This window comes from Hydrogenophaga sp., from assembly GCF_036675665.1.
In the GTDB taxonomy this organism is placed as follows: Bacteria; Pseudomonadota; Gammaproteobacteria; order Burkholderiales; family Burkholderiaceae_C; genus Hydrogenophaga.
In genome coordinates, this window is record NZ_JAKFEO010000007.1 from 151,840 (window position 1) to 168,027 (window position 16,188).

Here is a 16,188-nt window from a genome sequence, read left to right on the forward strand (position 1 = left end):
AAAACGACCGCACGCTTCCCGCTCCCGACGCCCCGTCTGCCCTCATCGGCAACGGGGCGTCGCCACGTTGGGCCACGCTCATGGTGGCCACCTGCAACGTGCTCAATCTCGCGCAGGCCGGGCGCCATTTCTACGACGGGCAGGACCCCTACAGCCAGACCGAGTTCGAGCGCAAGGTGGACTGGCTGGGCAACCGCTTCAGGGCGCTCAACGCCGATGTGATCGCAGTGCAGGAGGTGTGGGACGAACTGGCCCTGCGCGCGGCCGTGGCGCGCAGCGGATTGCAGTACAGCTCGGTGGTGGTGCCCGGCGCCGAGAACGGACCGGGCCAGCCGGGTGCACAAGGCACGCCGCGCGTGGGCATCGTCACCCGGTTGAAGCTGGAGTCGGTCGAATCCATCATCAACTTCCCCGCTGCCGCCGTGGTTCAGGTGCCCGGCATCGGCACCCACAGCCGCTTCGAGCGCCCACCGCTGGTGGCCACGCTGCGCTTGAAGCATGGCCAACCGGTGTGCGTGATCACCGCGCACCTCAAGAGCAAGCGGCCGAAGTACCTGGAAGACGCCAGCGGCAAGACCATCGAAGACACCACCGACCCTGCCGTGCAGGCGCTGGGCTCCCTGCGTTCTCTCATCATGCGTGCCGCTGAAGCGCTGGCACTGCGCCTGAAGGTGGTGGAGCTGCTGCACCGCACGCACCTGCCATTGGTGCTCATGGGCGATCTCAACGACGGCCCGCACAGCGTGACCACCCAACTCATTGCCGCCACCTCGCAAGTGGCCTACGACAGGGGTGCGCGCGACAACGCATTGTTCAGTGCCTGGGATGTGCAGGGCGAAGCCGCGCTGCGCCGCGACGTGGCGTATTCACACATCCACCAAGGCTACCCCGAGGTGCTCGACCAGGTGCTGGTGAGCGAGGAATTCGTGGCCACCAGCCGCAGTGCGATCGGCGATGTGCGGCGGGTGGAGGTGTTCAACGACCACCTGTTCGAGGGCCGCGACCGCAGCCGCAGCGACCACGGCTTCGTGCGCGCGCTGCTCAGACTGCGCCTGCCCGATCCGGTGTGAGCGTCACACCTTGACGAACGCGGTCACCAGCGGCTCGTCACCCACCTGCCGGCTCCAGTGTCCGTGCACCGCCGCATCGAACCGGGCGCCCGCGGGCAGCGTGTCGGCCGAATAAAAGTGGTCGCCCGCGCCGAAAATGCGCGAACTGCCGTCCTGCAAACCGATTTCCATCTGCCCCTGAAGCACGAACAGCCACTGCGGCGCATCGGTGCAATGGAACTGGCTTCGAAACCCCACCGGACTCTGGCGCAACTGCAATCCACTCGCGGGCAACACCGGCGACAGGCGGGCCGCGGGCGTGCCTTCGGTGAGGCCGACCGGTTCCTCGCGGAATCGCGCGCGGCCATCGGTGTCGGTGAACAGCACGACCTTGTTGAACGGGATCATGAGAGGCTCCTGAAAAAGGTGCCCGGTTGTACCAGACGGCACAACGCCCGGCATCCTGTGAAGGACACCGGGCGTTGGCGTCGCCAGCCTCATGAGCCGGCGATGGGCTTTGCGAAGACGATCAGTTGGTCTTCACGTTGCGCGAGTTCGCCAGTTCGGCGCGCACGTCTTCACGCGTCTTGCCTTGGGCCAGCACCGGCTGCGGGTAGCGGTTGGGGTACAGCTGGTTGTACTTGGCACCGGATTCGCCGTCGGCGACCATGTCGCCCGTGCGGATGGCTTCGGCCAGTTCGGCCTTCACCTGTTCGCGGGTCTTGCCGACCACAGCGGCGGCGACCACCGGAGCGTCTGCACGGACGGCAGCGTACTGGGCAGGTGCCACTTCGTTGAAGCGCTGACCGGTGGCGCCGTCGGCGATCAGGTCACCGTTGCGGATGGCTTCGGCCAGTTCGGCCTTCACTTCGGCGCGGCTCTTGGCCACGGCAACGGGCTTGGCGTAGAGGTGGGGGGCGATTTCGTTGAAGCGCTGGCCGGTGGCGCCGTCAGCAATCAGGTCGCCGCTGCGGATGGCTTCGTTCAGTTCGGCGCGAACTTGTTCGCGGGTCTTGGCGCCAGCAGGGTCGGCAGCCAGGGCGTGGCCAGCAACGAGGGTGGAGAGGGCGATGGCAACAACAGACAAACGGGTTTTCATGACAGTTTCCTTTAAGAGGGTTGAACATGCCGGTCGGTCCGTTGTGCGGTCTGGCCGGCTTCGATGCCTCTGCGGAGGGTTTGCGTGCATCGATGGGTTGAACTGTAAAGTTTCTGATCCTGAAGAAAAATAGCTTTGGAACGACTGCTGTGTTTCGTATTCAGCAATAATCAAGGCTTTCGTACCCGGGGAAACCCTTTAAAGGAGCCTCTTCATGGACCGTCTGGCCTCGATGCGCGTTTTCCAAAAAGTGATCGACGAGGGCGGTTTTTCAGCCGCCGGACGCGCCATGGACATGTCGCCCGCGGTGGTCACGCGGCTCGTCGCCGATCTGGAGGATCACCTGGGTACCCGTCTGCTGCACCGAACGACCCGGCGCGTCTCCCTCACCGACGCGGGCGAGAGCTACCTCGACCGGGTACGCGTGATCCTGCAGGACCTCGACGAAGCCCATGCACTCGTGAGCTCGCAGACCAGCGAGCTGGCGGGCGTGCTGCGCCTGCTCGCGCCGCCGGTGCTGGCCACCCATGTGCTCGCGCCGCTGGTCAGCGGTTTCCGGGCGGCCTACCCCAAGATCCTGCTCGACATCGACGTGGAATCGCACCGCGAGCCACCGATCGAGGACTACGACATCACACTCATGGGCGCCAGGGCCTCGTTCGACGCCAACGTGATCGCGCGCAAGGTGATGTCCAGCGTCACCGTGCTGCTGGCCTCGCCCGAGTACCTGCGGCGCAAGGGCACGCCCGCGCGGCCCGAAGACCTGGCGCAGCACGACTGTCTGCGCCTCAAGCCCGCCGCCGGCCGCAGCCGGGCCTGGCGCCTGCTGCACGAGACGGACGAAGCGCGCTTCGCCGACATCGAGGTGCAGCCGGTGCTGTGGGCCAACCACACCGACACACTGATGCACGCCGCGCTCGACGGCGCCGGCATCACCGCCACCACGATCGAGCTGGCCGCCCCGCTGATCCAGAACGGCGACCTGGTGCGCGTGCTCAACCCCTGGATCACCGATCGCCTCACGCTCTACGCGGCGCTGCCCAGCCGCAAGTTCATGCCGCGGCGCACCGAGGTTTTCCTGGACTACCTCATCGAGCAGACCCGCGCGCGCGTGGGCAGCGCTCTCGCCGCCTGCAGCAGTTGCTGACGGTTGCACAAAACGCGCCGCCGCTTCAACCCCGTTGAGGCGGGTGGTTCGTTTTCAGCAAGCTCCATCCACTTTTTCGGAGCCCGCGTGAAACCCCCTGCCCTTCCTGCGCACGACCCTCGCGACCACTGGGTGGCAGGACGATCTGGCGCGCGCTACGCGGTCTCGGTGCGCAACGCCACGCCCGGACGCGTGCTCGGCGTGATCTCGGTCGACGGCGCGGACGTGAACGGCACCGACGCGCGCGGCCGCAACGCGCTCATGCTCGCGGCGCAGCGCGGTGCTGCCTTTGCTGGAAGAACGCGGCCCGCGCTGAGATCGGTCGCTACCATGGCGACATGAACATCTCAGCCCCTTCTTCCTCCGTGCACTTCGGCCACCAGGGCCGCGTCGTCCTCGTCACCGGTGGTGCCCAGGGCATCGGCGAAGCCTGCGCGCGCCGCTTCGCGAGCGAGGACGCCCACCTGGTGATCGCCGACGTGGCCGACGCCGCCGGCCGAGCACTCGCGCGCGAACTCGGTGGCATGTACATGCACTGCGACGTGGGCGACAAGGCCGATGTGGACGCCATCGTGGCACAGGCGCTGGATGCGCATGGCCGCATCGACGTGCTGGTCAACAACGCCGGCATCTTCAAGGCGGCCGAGTTCCTCGACGTGACCGAGGATGATTTCGACGAGGTGCTGCGCGTGAACCTCAAAGGCGCCTTTCTCATGGGTCAGGCGGTGGCGCGCGCCATGGTGCAGGTCGGCAACGGCAGCATCGTCAACATGAGCTCGGTCAACGGCGTGCTCGCCATCCCCAACATCGCGAGCTACAACGTGAGCAAGGGCGGCATCAACCAGCTCACCCGCGTGATGGCCCTGGCCCTGGCCGATCACGGCATCCGCGTCAACGCGGTGGCGCCCGGCACCATCGCCACCGAACTCGCCGCCAAGGCGGTGCTGACCAGCGAGGCCGCGCGACAGAAGATCCTCAGCCGCACGCCCCTGAGGCGCCTGGGCGAGCCCGACGAGATCGCCGACGTGGTGGCCTGGCTGGCCAGCGACGCGGCCAGCTACGTCACCGGCGAGATCGTCACGGTCGACGGCGGGCGCATGGCGCTGAACTACACCGTGCCGGTGGAGTGAGCAGGGCTCAAGCGGGCCTGGGCCGCACCACCACCGCCTCGCGGATCGGCAGGTGGATCAGCGCTGCACCCACGGCCAGCACGATGTCGATGTACCAGACCCAGTCGTAGCTGCCGGTGGCCTCGAACACCTGGCCACCGAGCCAGGCGCCGAGGAAACCACCCACCTGGTGCGACAGCATCACGAGGCCGAACAGCATGGCCATGTTGCCGGTGCCGAAGAACTTGGCGACCAGCCCCACCGTGGGCGGCACGGTGGAGAGGAAGGTCAGGCCCATCACGGCCGCAAATATGAGCATCACGGCCTCGGTCTTGGGTGCGAGCAGGAAGATCAGCACCGCCGCCGCGCGCGTGGCGTACACCAGCGAGAGCAGCGACTTCATGCGCCAGCGGCCCACGGCCCAGCCCATGGCCAGGCTGCCGACGATGTTGAACAGACCGATGACCCCCAGCGCCCAGGCGCCCACCGGCGCGGGCAGGCCGCAGGCGGCCACCACACCGGGCAGGTGGGTGGCGAGAAAAGCCACGTGGAAACCGCAGACGAAGAAGCCCACCGACAGCAGCAGATAACTCGGGTTGGCGAGGGCCTTGCGGATCGCCTCGCCCGCCGGCAGCGACACCGGCGCTGGCGCGGCCCCCGCCACGGGTGCCGGACCGGGACCGCGCAGCACCCAGGCCGCCGGGAGCGCCAGCAGCACGATCAAGGCCAGCGCCTGCATCGCGCCGGCCCAACCCAGACCGAGCGTGAACGCGGCGGCCAGCGGCGCCATGACGAACTGGCCGAACGAGCCGCCCGCGTTCACGATGCCGGTGGCCATGCCGCGCCGTTCGGGCGGGATCAGGCGCGCGGTGGCCGCCATCAGCACCGACGGCCCGGCCATGCCGGCACCACCGGCCGCCAGCACACCGATGGCCACGATGAGGCCCCAGGTGCTCGTCATGAGCGGCGTGATGTAGGTGCCCAGTGCCACCAGCAGCACGCCCGCGAGCAGCACGCGCCCGGCACCGATGCGGTCGGCCACGGCGCCCGCGAAGGGCTGCGTGAGCCCCCACCAGAGCTGGCCAAAGGCAAAGGCCAGGCTGATGCTGCCCACGCCCAGGCCGGTGGCGGTGTTCAGCGGCGAAAGAAAGAAGCCCATGGTCTGGCGCGTCCCCATGGTGAGCGCGAAGGCGCCGGCCGCGGCCAGCAGCACCAGCCACCACACATGGGGTGCGCGCGCGGGCGCGGCGGTTGAGGTCTCAGCTGGCATGGGCATCTTCCTCGTGAAATGCGGCCAGACCCTGGTCCAGCAGGTCGTGCAGAGCCACCACCGTGGCGGCGCCAAGTTTCTCGTTGAGCGCCACCTGGGCGGTTTTCCAGCGCCGCTGCGCCTGGCGCCGCATCTCGCGACCCGCGTCGGTGATGTGCACGGTGCGGCTGCGCGCGTCCACGCCCTCGCCCATGGCCAGCCAGCCGGCCGCGATCATCGGTTGCAGATTGCGCGTGAGCGTGGACGCGCCCATGTCCATGCGCCGCGCCAGTTCACCGGGCGCGAGCGGCCCCAGCCGGTCCACGTGCGTGAGCAGCGAATACTGGGTGATCTTCAGTCCGGCGCCGGCCAGGTGCTGGTCGTAATGCTGGGTGACCAGGCGTGTGAGTTGTCGCAGCTTGAAGTTGGTGCAACCCACCGGAGCAGGCAAAGTCGCATGGGCGTCGGCATTCATGAAATGATTGTATCTACAATATTTGCACCCGCAAACACATGGAGTAGAAATGACCCCGGAAGAAACACTGGCACAGTGGACGCAGCAGTACGAAACCGTCGTGGCACGCCTGAAGGCCGGCGTCGGCGTGGGCCTGGCCAACCCGGCCGACCTCGCGGGACTGACCGGCCTGCAGCAGATGCAGGCCATGCTGGACGGCAAGCTGCCCTACCCGCACATCGCCGACACACTGGACTTCTCGCTGGTGGAAATCGGCGAAGGCCGCGCCGTCTTCCAGGGCCAGCCCCAGCTCAAGCACTACAACCCACTGGGCTCGGTGCACGGCGGCTGGTACGCCACCCTGCTCGACTCGGCGCTGGGCTGCGCGGTGCACACCGTCATGCCGATGGGCCGCGCCTACACCACGGCCGAACTCGGCGTGAACATCGTGCGCGCGGCTTCCTTCAAGAGCGGCCCGCTGCGCGCCATCGGCACGGTGCTGCATGCGGGTCGTCAGCTCGCCACGGCCGAGGCCCGCATCGTCGGCGCTGACGGCAAACTCTACGCCCACGCAACCACCACCTGCCTCGTGTTCGAAATCCCGACGGGCTGAGGCCAGGCGAAAAAAAGCCCGGCGAACCGGGCTGACTGGAGGATGGTTCGCCTCAACCGGCAATCATCACTTCCACACGGCGGGCTTCGGCGTCGTTGCCGGTACCGGTGGTCTGCTCGGGCTTCTTCAACTCCATGCTGGTCTCGGCCACGCCCGCGCCCACGAGCGCGTCTCGCACGGCCAATGCACGCTTTTTGGCCAGTTCGGCGTTGAATGCCGGGTCGCCGGTCGCGTCGTGAAAACCCGAGAGCACCAGCCGCTTGCCGGCCTTGGCAGCAGCGATTGCATCACCCAGCGCCACCAGAGCGCCCGATGCCAGATCGGCCTTGCCCGAAGCAAAGTAAAACTTCACCACGCCGTTTTCCACCACCACGCTGGCGTCGTCGCTCGAAGCCACTGCCGCGACCGCAGCGGGTACAGCGGCCGCAGGAGCCGCGGCCACCGTCTTCGCAGCGCCACCACGGGATTTGTGGACACCCAGGCCCACGGCGAAGCCGGTCACCAGCACAATCACCGCCACCAGCAACACCGCGACCACGCGGTACTCAACTTCGTTATCTTGGGAAGACATGGGAAACACTCCGTGAAAATGGTTGACCGTTCATCGACCTCCCGGGCGCAGCGCGCCGACTTGTCACAGCGGCACGGCCCTTCGGGCGCTGCAGGATTGTAAATGGCACCCTCCCACACCCCTCCCCGCACGGTGCGCCCCACCACCTGGGACCCCGCCCAGCGCAACGGCGCGCAGATGATGGCCGACACGATGGCGCAGTGGCGCTCCCAAGGGCCTCGCCCAGACCTCTGGGTGTTTGCCTACGCCTCGCTGGTGTGGCGCCCCGAGTTCACCGCAGCCGAGCAGCGCCTGGCGCGCGTGCATGGGCACCACCGCTGCCTGGAGATGTGGAGCCGCGTCAACCGGGGCACCGTCGAATGCCCCGGTCTGGTGTTTGCACTCATGCCCGGCGGCAGCTGCACCGGCCTGGCGCTGCGTGTGCCGCACGACGAGGTGGAAGCCCTGATGCCGCTGCTGTGGGCGCGTGAAATGCCCAACCCGGTGTACGACCCCAGATGGCTGACCTGCCAGACCGAACAAGGCCCGGTGCATGCGCTGGCTTTCACGCTCTCGCGACGCAGCCCCAGCCACACCGGCACGCTGAGCGAGGAGCGCTACCGGGAGATTTTCAGCCGCTCCTGCGGACGCTACGGCACCACGCTGGACTACGCGCGACAGACCTTCCACGGCCTGCTGCATCACGGCATCCACGACCGGGCGCTGGGCAAACTGCTGCAATTGGCCGACGATGCCGAATCGACCGGATTGACCTGACGCAAGCCCGGGCGAGGGGCGCGCTCCTATACTGAAACCATGAACATCGCCGACCTGCGCAAGAGCTACGAAAAGGCCGAACTCAGCGAGTCGGCCTCCAATGCCGATCCGCTCCAGCAGTTTGCGAAGTGGCTGCAGGAAGCCATCAGCAGCGAGGTGCCCGAGCCCAACGCCATGACCCTGGCCACGGTGGGCTCCGACCTTCGGCCGAGTACGCGTGTGGTGCTGATCAAGGGCTTCGATGAACGCGGCATCGTCTGGTACACCAACTACGGCAGCCGCAAGGGCCAGCAGCTCGCCGGCAACCCGTTCGCCGCGCTGCAGTTCCACTGGGTGGAGCTCGAGCGCGTGGTGCGCATCGAAGGCGTGGTGGACAAGGTGAGCGAGGCCGAGAGCGATGAGTACTTTCACAGCCGCCCGCTGGACAGCCGCATCGGCGCCTGGGCCAGCCCGCAGAGCCAGGTGATCGACAGCCGCACGGTGCTCGTGACCAACGCCGCGAAGTACGGCGCGCAGTTCCTGCTGCAGCCGCCGCGCCCGCCGCATTGGGGCGGCTACCGCCTCAAGCCCGAGCGGTGGGAGTTCTGGCAGGGCCGCAAGAGCCGCCTGCACGATCGGCTGCGCTACACAGCACAAGGTGAGGGTGGCTGGTTGCGCGAGCGGCTTGCGCCCTAGAGTGCTTCGATCACCTGGTCGGCCACCGCGTCCAACTGGACGGTGCTGACCAGCGACGGCGCGATCTCGGCCAGCGGCACCAGCACAAAGGCGCGTTGCCCCATGCGAGGGTGCGGCACGGTCAAACGCGGCGAATCGATAAGCGCGCCGCCAAACAGCAACAGATCGAGGTCGAGCGTGCGCGGTGCGTTGCGGTAGGGACGTTCGCGCCCGGCCTGTTCTTCGATGGCTTGCAGGGCATCGAGCAAGGCGGGCGCAGTGAGCGTGGTCGAGACCTCGGCCACGGCGTTGACGTAGTCGGGGCCGCTCGACTCCAGGGGCGCGGTGCGGTACAGGCTGGAGGTGCGCACCACGCGGATGCCGGGGGCCACGCCCAAAGCCGTCAGCGCATCACGCAAAGACTGCGCGGCATCGCCGAGGTTGGCACCCAGTGCGACGAAGGCCGTGACGTCAGTGCGGGACACGGCCGCTGCGTTCAGACGGGGCCCGGTTCTGCACCACCCGCAGCACCACCGGGCTTGCGGCGGCGACGGCGGCGCTTCTTGGCCGGTGCCGAACCATCGATGGACGCGGTCGACTCAACACCGTCATCGGACTCACCCGTGTCTTCCTCATCCCGGTCGTCACCGCCCTCATTGACCGCACGAAAACGCGGGTCGGGCGTGAGTGCGTCGGTCGACGCGCCGGCATTGGCCGGGTGGTCGTCGTCGCTGCGCTTCACGCGCCGCGCCTTGCCGGCACCGGGTTTGGCCAGGTTGTCACGGCGCTGCGCATCCACCATGTCTTCGCGCATGTCGTCGCTGGCCATGCTGAAGGTTTCCCACCAGTGCGCCAGTTCCTCTTCCACCTCGCCCACCTGCGCGCGCAGGCGCAGGAAATCGAAGCCGGCGCGAAAGCGCGCCTGGTCCACCAGGCTGAAGGGCGAGGTGCCCACGCGCTTGTCGAAGCGGGGTTGCATCATCCAGATCTCGCGCATGTCGGCGCCGAGCTTGCCGCGGCCCGACACATCGCCGATGCGCGCATCGAAGGCTTCGTCCACCGCGTCCTGCAGGGCGGCAAACGGCGGCGGCGGGCGCTGGCCCGGGCGCGCGTTCAGGCGCTGGCTCCAGCCCTTGCGCACGTCGGCCCACAGCACGCAGGCCAGCAGGAAACTCGGCGCCACCGGCTTGCCCTCGCCCACACGGCGGTCGGTGTCCTGCAGGGCGAGTTTCACGAATTCGTCGTCGGCCCGCTGCACCACCACATCGAGCAGCGGATAGATGCCGGTGTCCAGGCCCACGGCCTTGAGCTGCGCCACGCTGGCCAACGCGTGGCCGGTCTGCAGCAGCTTGAGCATCTCGTCGAACAGGCGGCTTTGCGGCACGTCCAGCAGCAGCTTGCGCGAGGACGCCAGTGGCTCCAGCGTTTTGGCATCAAACGTGAAGCCAAGCCCGCTGAGCTTGGCGGCAAAACGCACGGCACGGATGATGCGCACCGGGTCTTCGCGGTAGCGCGTGGTGGCGTCACCGATCATGCGCAGCGTCTTTTTCTTCGCGTCGCGGATGCCGTGGTGGAAATCGACCACGGTCTGCGACTCGGGGTCGTAGTACATGGCGTTGATGCTGAAGTCGCGTCGCGCGGCGTCGTGTTCGATGGGGCCCCACACGTTGTCGCGCAACACCCGGCCGCTGGCGTCCACCGCGTGTTTCATGCCGGCGAGTTCACCCTTGCTGGTCCGCTCGTTGCCGGCCACCTGCTCGGCGTCGGCGCTGTCGAGGTAGGCGCGGAAGGTCGAGACTTCGATCATTTCGTGTTCACGGCCCCGGCCGTAGATCACGTGCACGATGCGAAAACGCCGACCGATGATGAAGGCGCGGCGAAACAGGCCCTTGACCTGTTCGGGCGTGGCGCTGGTGGCCACGTCGAAATCCTTCGGCCGCAGGCCCAGCAGCAGATCGCGCACCGCGCCACCCACGATGTAGGCCTCGAAACCCGCCTGTTTGAGGGTGTGCACCACGTCCAGCGCGCGCTGGTCCACCAGCTTGGGGTCGATGCCGTGCACGGACACCGGCACGTCTTCGCGTTTGCCGAACGGATTGGCGCGGCGCGCGGGGGCGGCCGGCGATTTGCCGAGCAGCCTGTCAATGAATTTCTTGATCATTCGAATAGGTTCAATATGCGCCAACCCCGTTCCAGGGCAATGGCTTGGAGCCGGGCGTCCGGATTGGTGGCCACGGGCTCGTGCACTTTTTCCAGCAGCGGCATGTCGTTCATGGAGTCGCTGTAGAAGGTGCTGTGCTGCACGCCAGCCCATTCCAGGCCGCGCGCCGCCAGCCATTGTTCCACACGGGCGACCTTGCCCTCGCGAAACGACGGGGTACCCCGAATCTCACCCGTGGGCTCGCCACGTTCGTCGGTGGCCAGATCGATGGCGATCAGCTCGTCCACACCGAAGGCCTGTGCGATCGGGCGTGTCACGAATTCGTTGGTGGCGGTGACGATCACGACCGTGTCGCCAGCGGCCTGGTGCGAGCGCACCAGCTCCAGCGCGGCGTCCTTCAGCGCGGGCTGCACCACCTCGGCCATGAAGCGTTCGTGCGCCTGACGCGCCGTCTTCAGCCCGCGTTCGCGCACCGCCTCGATGGCGAAGCGCACATAGCGGTGAATGTCCAGCGTGCCGGCCTTGTAGTCGGCGTAGAAGCCGTCGTTGGCCTGCGAGAAGCTGTCGGCATCACGCCAGCCCAGGGCCACGGTGAACTCGCCCCACGCGTAATCGGAGTCAAACGGGATCAGGGTGTGGTCGAGGTCAAACAGTGCCAGTCTCATTCGCTTTCCAGCATGGATTTGATCAACGGGATGGTGATGGCGCGCTGGGTGCGCAGCGCGTAGGCGTCGAGCTGGTCCAGCAGCATCATGAGACTGGAGAGATCGCGCGAAAAACGGCGCAGCATGAAGTCCATCACCTCGTCGCTGAGGAAGACACCGCGGTCGTCGGCGGCGCGGCGCAACACACCACGCCGCTCGGTTTCTCCGAGCGCGTGCAGTTGGAACACATGGCCCCAGCCCAGACGGGTGCGCAGGTCCTCGCGCAGGTGAAGATCGGCCGGCGGGCAGTTGGCCGCGGCCAGCACCCAGCGCGCCGGGCCGTGAGCCGGGTTCTGCGCATTGACGAACCAGTTGAAGGCCGCGGCCTGCTGCGTGGCGGTATAGAGATGGCAGTCGTCCAGCAACACCGCGTCCCAATGCTCGTCGAACTCGGGCGGGTCCAGCGTGTCAACGTCGATCCAGCCGACGCGGCTGCCCTGCTCGCGCAGGCCTTCGCGCACCGCGCGCAGCAGATGTGTCTTGCCGCTGCCGCTCTCGCCCCAGACAAACGTGGGCACGGGCGAGCGCAGCGGGTTGTGGGTCCAGAGCTTGAGGTGCTCCAGCGCGGCCTCGTTGCCGGCGGGCACGAAGTTGGCCAGGGTGGGCACCGGCGCCAAGCCAATGTCCAGTGCCATCTGCTTCATGGGGATGGGACCGGTGCTCATTCGTCGGCACCCGTGGTTCGCACATGGGACCCATTGTCCAGGTACATCTGACTGGTCAAATAGCCGCGCTTGACGCGCCGGATGGCCACCAGCAGCACGGCGCTGGCGGGCAGGGCGATGAGCACACCCACGAAGCCCAACAGATGGCCAAAGGCCAACAAGGCGAAGATGACGGCGATCGGGTGCAGGCCGATGCGCTCGCCGAGCAGGCGCGGCGTGAGGTAAAGGCTCTCGACCACCTGGCCCACCAGGTACACGCCGCCCACCATGGCCACGCCCAGCACGGTCTGGAACTGCAGCAGCGCCGCAAACAGCGCCATCACCAGGCCCAGCCCAAACCCCAGATAGGGCACGAACACGGCCAGCCCGGTGAACACGCCGATCGGCAGCGCGAGGTCCAGTCCCATGAGCGCCAGCGCCACGGTGTAGAGCACCGCGAGCACCGCCATCACCAGCAACTGACCGCGCAGGTACTGGCCCAGCACCTCGTCGGTTTCGTTCAGGAAGCTCTGCACGCTCTCGCGCCAGCGGGGTGGGATCAGGTTTTTGGCGCGTGTGATCAGGTTCGTCCAGTCCAGCAGCAGGTAATAGGCCACGATGGGCATGAGGAACAGGTTGCCGATCACCGCCGCCAGCGCGCTGCCCCCGATGCGCAAGGACGACAGCAGGCCGTTGATCAGTTCACTTTCGTTGCCGGTGATCAGGGAGCGCAACCATTCGCGCACCTGGGTCACGTCCACCTGCAGGTCGATGCCGAAGCGGGTGGCCAGTGGCAGCAGGGCATCGTTCAGCCGGTCCAGCAGCAGCGGCACCTGTTCGCGCAACAACGGCACCTGCTTGGTGATGACCGGCACGATGAGCAGGAGCACGGCCAGCAGCACCAGCATGAGCAGCGCAATGGCAAGACCTGCGCCGAGCCAGCGCGGCACGCGCCGCGTGTGCAGCCGCTCCACCAGCGGATGCAGCGCGTACGCGAGCACGGCGGCCAGCAGGAATGGCATGAGCACCGGTGCCAGCAAGGAGAGCAGCAGAGCACTCACCACAGCGATCAGGGCCCAGAGCAAGGCGCGGATCTGGTTGGAAGTCAGTGGCATGGAGCGCGAGGGTCGATGAGGCCGCGAGGGCGACCCCTTAAAATCTGGAGCAAATTCTATCGGGCCACTCTCAGGGTACCCGAAAGCCCCCCACCCGCCCAGCGTTCCGCTCCACCGACCGCCCCGCCTCCCGCCGGGCCAGCCCGCACATGACCTCTTCCACCACCCCCCTTTCGTACAAAGACGCCGGCGTTGACATCGACGCGGGCGACGCGCTGGTCGAACGCATCAAGCCGCTGGCCAAAAAAACCATGCGCGAGGGCGTGCTGGCCGGCATTGGCGGTTTTGGTGCGCTGTTCGAGGTGCCCAAGCGCTACAAGGAGCCGGTGCTGGTGAGCGGCACCGACGGCGTGGGCACCAAGCTCAAGCTGGCCTTCGAATGGAACATGCACGACACCGTGGGCATCGATCTGGTGGGCATGAGCGTGAACGACGTGCTGGTGCAAGGCGCCGAGCCGCTGTTCTTCCTGGACTACTTCGCCTGCGGCAAGCTCGATGTGGACACCGCCGCTGCCGTGGTGGGCGGCATTGCGAAAGGCTGTGAACTCAGCGGGTGCGCTCTCATCGGTGGTGAAACCGCCGAGATGCCGGGCATGTACCCGGCCGGCGAATACGACCTGGCCGGCTTCTGCGTGGGTGCGGTCGAAAAATCGAAGATCCTCACCGGCCAGAGCGTCAAACCCGGCGACGTGGTGCTGGGCCTGGCCTCGCACGGCGTGCATTCCAATGGCTTCTCGCTGGTGCGCAAGTGCATCGAGCGCGCCGGCGCCGATCTGCCCGCCACGCTGGACGGCCTGCCGTTCAAGCAAGCCATCATGAAGCCGACCCGGCTCTATGTGAAGAACGTGCTGGCTGCTCTCGCGGAGCACCCCATCAAGGCCCTGGCCCACATCACCGGCGGCGGCCTGCTCGAGAACATTCCTCGCGTGCTGCCCGAGGGCACGGCGGCGCACCTGGTCAAGGGCAGCTGGCCACAGACCGAGCTGTTCGCCTGGCTGCAGAAGACCGCCGGCATCGACGACATCGAGATGAACCGCACGTTCAACAACGGCATCGGCATGGTGGTGGTGATCGCCGCCGACCAGGCCACCAGCTGCGCGGCCACGCTGCGCGATCTGGGCGAAACCGTGTTCGAGATTGGCCGCATCGCCGAGCGCGCGGCCGGCGCCGCCGTGGTCGTCGCCTGAGCCCCTACAGAATTGCTTCCGACGGCAACACGTGCACCCCGGGCGCGGCCCCCAGCGCGGCCTTCAGCAGGTGGTGTGCGATGCGCTCGGCAGGCACCACGCGGTAGCGCCGCCGCAGCAGCGGCTGCACCCACCGAGACAAGGTCACGGCCAGCTGTTCGGCCGGCCGGCTCTGCTCTCGACTGCCGCCGATCAACCCGGGACGCACCAGGGTCAGTGAGGGAAAGCCCACCGCCTGCAGGTCGCGCTCCGTCTCGCCCTTGGTTCGCGAATAAAACACCCGTGAGCCAGCATCGGCACCCAGCGCGGAGTTGAAGGCAAAGGCGCGTGCGCCATGGCGTCGCGCAAGGTTGGCCACCTCCAGCGGGTGGTCGTGGTCCACCTTGTAGAACGCTGCCTTGGAACCCGCAACGCCGATGGTGGTGCCCAGCGTGCAGATGACCGACTCCACCGCCCACCAGCCGGCCTGCTCAGGCAAACGCTCGAAGTCCACCAGCGGGTTGAGCAGCTTGGGGTGCGGCACCAGCGACTTGCGCGTGGGGGCGACCACACGGACCACGGAAGGATCGGCCAGCGCCTGGCGCAACACGTGGCTTCCGACCAATCCGGTTGCGCCCACCAGCATCAGTTGTTTCATGGTCATGTCCGTTGGGTTGACGGGGCTGCCCTGGCCCCAGCAGGCCGATGCGGTGCTGCGTCCATTTCCGCAACCCGGTGGCGTAGGCGATGGTCACAGCGCACCCCGGGGTGCGTCAACCGGCCTTACATGAGGTCACACAAATGGGATCACACGGCCCTGCGGACGCACTCAGTTGAGCGCGCGGCGCAACTCCTGCACGCGCTGCGAGATGGCCTCGCGGTCCATGGTGTCCTCGGAGTGTTCGACGTAAATCTCCAGATCGTTCACCGCCAGTCGCAGGTCGCCCATCTCGGCCCACGCCAGGCCTCGATCGCGGTACTCGGACCACGCATCCGGCAACAGGATGAGCAAACGATCCTGCACGGCGATGAGCCGCAGCCAGTCTTCTTGCGTGCGGTGGATTTCCTTCAGGTTGCGCAGCAGCCGGGCGACGATGTCGCGCGGCGTGGCGGCCTGCAGGTACAGTCCCACCGGCACATCGAAGTCGTCCACCAGGCCGTTGCGTCGCTTGTATGGCTCCAGCCGTTCCGAGAGGTCTTCGCGGCTCAGCGACTGACCGGTGAAGGGGTCGATCACCACCTGACCGTTGGGCAGGTTGACTTTCACCATGAAGTGCCCGGGAAAGTTGACACCACGCGCCTTCAGACCCAGACCCGTGGCCAGCTCCAGCCACAACACGGCCAATGTGATCGGAATGCCGCGACGCGTGCGCAGCACGGCGTTGAGGTAGCTGTTGTCGGGGTCGTAGTAGTTGTTGACGTTGCCGCCGAACCCCATGTCGCGAAAGAAAAACTGGTTCAGTGTGCGCAGCCGCTGCAGCGGGCCGGCGTCGGCATTGCAGCGCCGGCGCACGCGCGAGAGCATCTGGTCCACGTCGCCCAGCACCTGCTGGACATCCAGATCCGGGTACTCGTCCTGCGCGATGGACACGGCCGCCTCGAACAGCGGAAACGCGTCCTCTTCTCCCACCAGGGCGGCGAAATAGCCCAGGGGGGTGGGCGAAGGGAATGCGTACGCGGAGCTCATGACAGGCTTG

General features: G+C 67.2%; 20 protein-coding genes. 8 read left to right on the plus strand and 12 right to left on the minus strand.

Features of this window, described 5'->3' with window-relative positions:
* Positions 1 to 80 precede the first annotated feature (80 nt).
* Positions 81 to 1,070, plus strand: coding sequence for an endonuclease/exonuclease/phosphatase family protein (locus tag V6M63_RS03510; protein ID WP_332740123.1), 990 nt, complete (start codon positions 81 to 83; stop codon positions 1,068 to 1,070).
* Positions 1,071 to 1,073: 3 nt separating this feature from the next.
* Here V6M63_RS03510 and V6M63_RS03515 read toward each other — a convergent pair whose 3' ends face one another.
* Both V6M63_RS03515 and V6M63_RS03520 read right to left on the minus strand, forming a co-directional pair.
* On the minus strand, positions 1,074 to 1,457 hold the full coding sequence (locus tag V6M63_RS03515) for a hypothetical protein (RefSeq protein ID WP_332739515.1): 384 nt from the start codon (positions 1,455 to 1,457) through the stop codon (positions 1,074 to 1,076).
* A gap of 121 nt (positions 1,458 to 1,578) precedes the next feature.
* Complete coding sequence (locus tag V6M63_RS03520; protein WP_332739517.1) at positions 1,579 to 2,148, minus strand: DUF4148 domain-containing protein; 570 nt, start codon at positions 2,146 to 2,148, stop codon at positions 1,579 to 1,581.
* A 214-nt stretch (positions 2,149 to 2,362) separates the two neighbouring features.
* On the opposite strand from V6M63_RS03520, the gene V6M63_RS03525 reads away from it, so the two are divergent.
* The 3 genes from V6M63_RS03525 (at position 2,363) to V6M63_RS03535 (ending at position 4,425) form a co-directional block, all read left to right on the plus strand.
* Positions 2,363 to 3,295 carry a LysR family transcriptional regulator gene (locus V6M63_RS03525; protein WP_332739519.1) on the plus strand — a complete coding sequence of 311 codons (933 nt, stop codon included), beginning with the start codon at positions 2,363 to 2,365 and terminating at the stop codon, positions 3,293 to 3,295.
* A gap of 87 nt (positions 3,296 to 3,382) precedes the next feature.
* Entirely contained in the window at positions 3,383 to 3,637 is a 255-nt protein-coding gene (locus V6M63_RS03530) for a hypothetical protein (protein WP_332739521.1), read from the plus strand.
* On the plus strand, positions 3,634 to 4,425 hold the full coding sequence (locus tag V6M63_RS03535) for an SDR family NAD(P)-dependent oxidoreductase (RefSeq protein WP_332739523.1): 792 nt from the start codon (positions 3,634 to 3,636) through the stop codon (positions 4,423 to 4,425). The genes V6M63_RS03530 and V6M63_RS03535 overlap by 4 nt, the downstream gene beginning before the upstream one ends.
* Before the next feature lie 7 nt (positions 4,426 to 4,432).
* On the opposite strand, the gene V6M63_RS03540 is transcribed toward V6M63_RS03535, so the two are convergent.
* Entirely contained in the window at positions 4,433 to 5,674 is a 1,242-nt protein-coding gene (locus V6M63_RS03540) for an MFS transporter (protein WP_332739525.1), read from the minus strand.
* Positions 5,664 to 6,128: a MarR family winged helix-turn-helix transcriptional regulator gene (locus V6M63_RS03545; protein WP_332739527.1), complete on the minus strand. Its 465-nt coding sequence runs from the start codon at positions 6,126 to 6,128 to the stop codon at positions 5,664 to 5,666. The genes V6M63_RS03540 and V6M63_RS03545 overlap by 11 nt, the downstream gene beginning before the upstream one ends.
* Positions 6,129 to 6,177: 49 nt before the next feature.
* Between V6M63_RS03545 and V6M63_RS03550 the strand changes: the two genes are divergently transcribed.
* Entirely contained in the window at positions 6,178 to 6,720 is a 543-nt protein-coding gene (locus tag V6M63_RS03550; protein ID WP_332739529.1) for a PaaI family thioesterase, read from the plus strand.
* 52 nt (positions 6,721 to 6,772) lie between these two features.
* Here the strand turns inward: V6M63_RS03550 and V6M63_RS03555 are convergent, their stop codons facing one another.
* The gene (locus V6M63_RS03555; protein WP_332739531.1) at positions 6,773 to 7,291 is read right to left on the minus strand and encodes an OmpA family protein; all 519 of its coding nucleotides are present in this window, start codon (positions 7,289 to 7,291) and stop codon (positions 6,773 to 6,775) included.
* A 102-nt stretch (positions 7,292 to 7,393) separates the two neighbouring features.
* Here V6M63_RS03555 and V6M63_RS03560 point away from each other — a divergent pair, with 102 nt between their 5' ends.
* Positions 7,394 to 8,047: a gamma-glutamylcyclotransferase gene (locus V6M63_RS03560; protein ID WP_332739533.1), complete on the plus strand. Its 654-nt coding sequence runs from the start codon at positions 7,394 to 7,396 to the stop codon at positions 8,045 to 8,047.
* Positions 8,048 to 8,086: 39 nt separating this feature from the next.
* Positions 8,087 to 8,722 (plus strand): pyridoxamine 5'-phosphate oxidase, encoded by a 636-nt coding sequence (gene pdxH, locus V6M63_RS03565; RefSeq protein WP_332739534.1) that lies wholly within the window; start codon positions 8,087 to 8,089, stop codon positions 8,720 to 8,722.
* Here pdxH and folK read toward each other — a convergent pair.
* Genes folK through V6M63_RS03590 form a run of 5 tightly spaced genes read right to left on the minus strand, consistent with a single transcriptional unit; the run spans position 8,719 to position 13,325 of the window.
* Positions 8,719 to 9,186, minus strand: a complete 468-nt coding sequence (gene folK / locus V6M63_RS03570) for a 2-amino-4-hydroxy-6-hydroxymethyldihydropteridine diphosphokinase (RefSeq protein ID WP_332739536.1) — start codon at positions 9,184 to 9,186, stop codon at positions 8,719 to 8,721. The genes pdxH and folK overlap by 4 nt on opposite strands.
* A gap of 11 nt (positions 9,187 to 9,197) precedes the next feature.
* A complete protein-coding gene (gene pcnB / locus V6M63_RS03575) occupies positions 9,198 to 10,862 on the minus strand; it encodes a polynucleotide adenylyltransferase PcnB (RefSeq protein WP_332739538.1) in 1,665 nt (554 codons plus the stop codon).
* On the minus strand, positions 10,859 to 11,527 hold the full coding sequence (locus V6M63_RS03580; protein ID WP_332739540.1) for an HAD family hydrolase: 669 nt from the start codon (positions 11,525 to 11,527) through the stop codon (positions 10,859 to 10,861). The genes pcnB and V6M63_RS03580 overlap by 4 nt, the downstream gene beginning before the upstream one ends.
* Positions 11,524 to 12,210: a DnaA regulatory inactivator Hda gene (gene hda / locus V6M63_RS03585; RefSeq protein WP_332740125.1), complete on the minus strand. Its 687-nt coding sequence runs from the start codon at positions 12,208 to 12,210 to the stop codon at positions 11,524 to 11,526. Before hda ends, V6M63_RS03580 begins: the two co-directional genes overlap by 4 nt.
* Positions 12,211 to 12,227: 17 nt before the next feature.
* Positions 12,228 to 13,325, minus strand: a complete 1,098-nt coding sequence (locus V6M63_RS03590; protein WP_332739542.1) for an AI-2E family transporter — start codon at positions 13,323 to 13,325, stop codon at positions 12,228 to 12,230.
* Positions 13,326 to 13,474: 149 nt separating this feature from the next.
* Here V6M63_RS03590 and purM point away from each other — a divergent pair, with 149 nt between their 5' ends.
* Positions 13,475 to 14,512 carry a phosphoribosylformylglycinamidine cyclo-ligase gene (gene purM, locus V6M63_RS03595; RefSeq protein WP_332739544.1) on the plus strand — a complete coding sequence of 346 codons (1,038 nt, stop codon included), beginning with the start codon at positions 13,475 to 13,477 and terminating at the stop codon, positions 14,510 to 14,512.
* A 4-nt stretch (positions 14,513 to 14,516) separates the two neighbouring features.
* Here the strand turns inward: purM and V6M63_RS03600 are convergent, their stop codons facing one another.
* Together V6M63_RS03600 and V6M63_RS03605 are read right to left on the minus strand one after the other, a co-directional pair.
* The gene (locus V6M63_RS03600) at positions 14,517 to 15,149 is read right to left on the minus strand and encodes an NAD-dependent dehydratase (RefSeq protein ID WP_332739546.1); all 633 of its coding nucleotides are present in this window, start codon (positions 15,147 to 15,149) and stop codon (positions 14,517 to 14,519) included.
* Between the two features lie 171 nt (positions 15,150 to 15,320).
* Entirely contained in the window at positions 15,321 to 16,178 is an 858-nt protein-coding gene (locus V6M63_RS03605; protein WP_332739548.1) for a SirB1 family protein, read from the minus strand.
* Positions 16,179 to 16,188 lie beyond the last annotated feature (10 nt).

Excerpts from the sequence above, each read along its gene's own strand:
- V6M63_RS03600 (WP_332739546.1), bottom strand. The coding sequence starts at position 15,149 with ATGAAACAACTGATGCTGGTGGGCGCAACCGGATTGGTCGGAAGCCAC.
- V6M63_RS03555 (WP_332739531.1), bottom strand. The coding sequence starts at position 7,291 with ATGTCTTCCCAAGATAACGAAGTTGAGTACCGCGTGGTCGCGGTGTTG.
- V6M63_RS03545 (WP_332739527.1), bottom strand. The coding sequence starts at position 6,128 with ATGAATGCCGACGCCCATGCGACTTTGCCTGCTCCGGTGGGTTGCACC.
- V6M63_RS03520 (WP_332739517.1), bottom strand. The coding sequence starts at position 2,148 with ATGAAAACCCGTTTGTCTGTTGTTGCCATCGCCCTCTCCACCCTCGTT.
- V6M63_RS03590 (WP_332739542.1), bottom strand. The coding sequence starts at position 13,325 with ATGCCACTGACTTCCAACCAGATCCGCGCCTTGCTCTGGGCCCTGATC.
- V6M63_RS03535 (WP_332739523.1), top strand. The coding sequence starts at position 3,634 with ATGAACATCTCAGCCCCTTCTTCCTCCGTGCACTTCGGCCACCAGGGC.
- V6M63_RS03540 (WP_332739525.1), bottom strand. The coding sequence starts at position 5,674 with ATGCCAGCTGAGACCTCAACCGCCGCGCCCGCGCGCGCACCCCATGTG.
- V6M63_RS03580 (WP_332739540.1), bottom strand. The coding sequence starts at position 11,527 with ATGAGACTGGCACTGTTTGACCTCGACCACACCCTGATCCCGTTTGAC.
- V6M63_RS03550 (WP_332739529.1), top strand. The coding sequence starts at position 6,178 with ATGACCCCGGAAGAAACACTGGCACAGTGGACGCAGCAGTACGAAACC.
- V6M63_RS03605 (WP_332739548.1), bottom strand. The coding sequence starts at position 16,178 with ATGAGCTCCGCGTACGCATTCCCTTCGCCCACCCCCCTGGGCTATTTC.
- hda (WP_332740125.1), bottom strand. The coding sequence starts at position 12,210 with ATGAAGCAGATGGCACTGGACATTGGCTTGGCGCCGGTGCCCACCCTG.
- V6M63_RS03510 (WP_332740123.1), top strand. The coding sequence starts at position 81 with ATGGTGGCCACCTGCAACGTGCTCAATCTCGCGCAGGCCGGGCGCCAT.
- V6M63_RS03515 (WP_332739515.1), bottom strand. The coding sequence starts at position 1,457 with ATGATCCCGTTCAACAAGGTCGTGCTGTTCACCGACACCGATGGCCGC.
- V6M63_RS03560 (WP_332739533.1), top strand. The coding sequence starts at position 7,394 with ATGGCACCCTCCCACACCCCTCCCCGCACGGTGCGCCCCACCACCTGG.
- pdxH (WP_332739534.1), top strand. The coding sequence starts at position 8,087 with ATGAACATCGCCGACCTGCGCAAGAGCTACGAAAAGGCCGAACTCAGC.
- purM (WP_332739544.1), top strand. The coding sequence starts at position 13,475 with ATGACCTCTTCCACCACCCCCCTTTCGTACAAAGACGCCGGCGTTGAC.
- V6M63_RS03525 (WP_332739519.1), top strand. The coding sequence starts at position 2,363 with ATGGACCGTCTGGCCTCGATGCGCGTTTTCCAAAAAGTGATCGACGAG.
- pcnB (WP_332739538.1), bottom strand. The coding sequence starts at position 10,862 with ATGATCAAGAAATTCATTGACAGGCTGCTCGGCAAATCGCCGGCCGCC.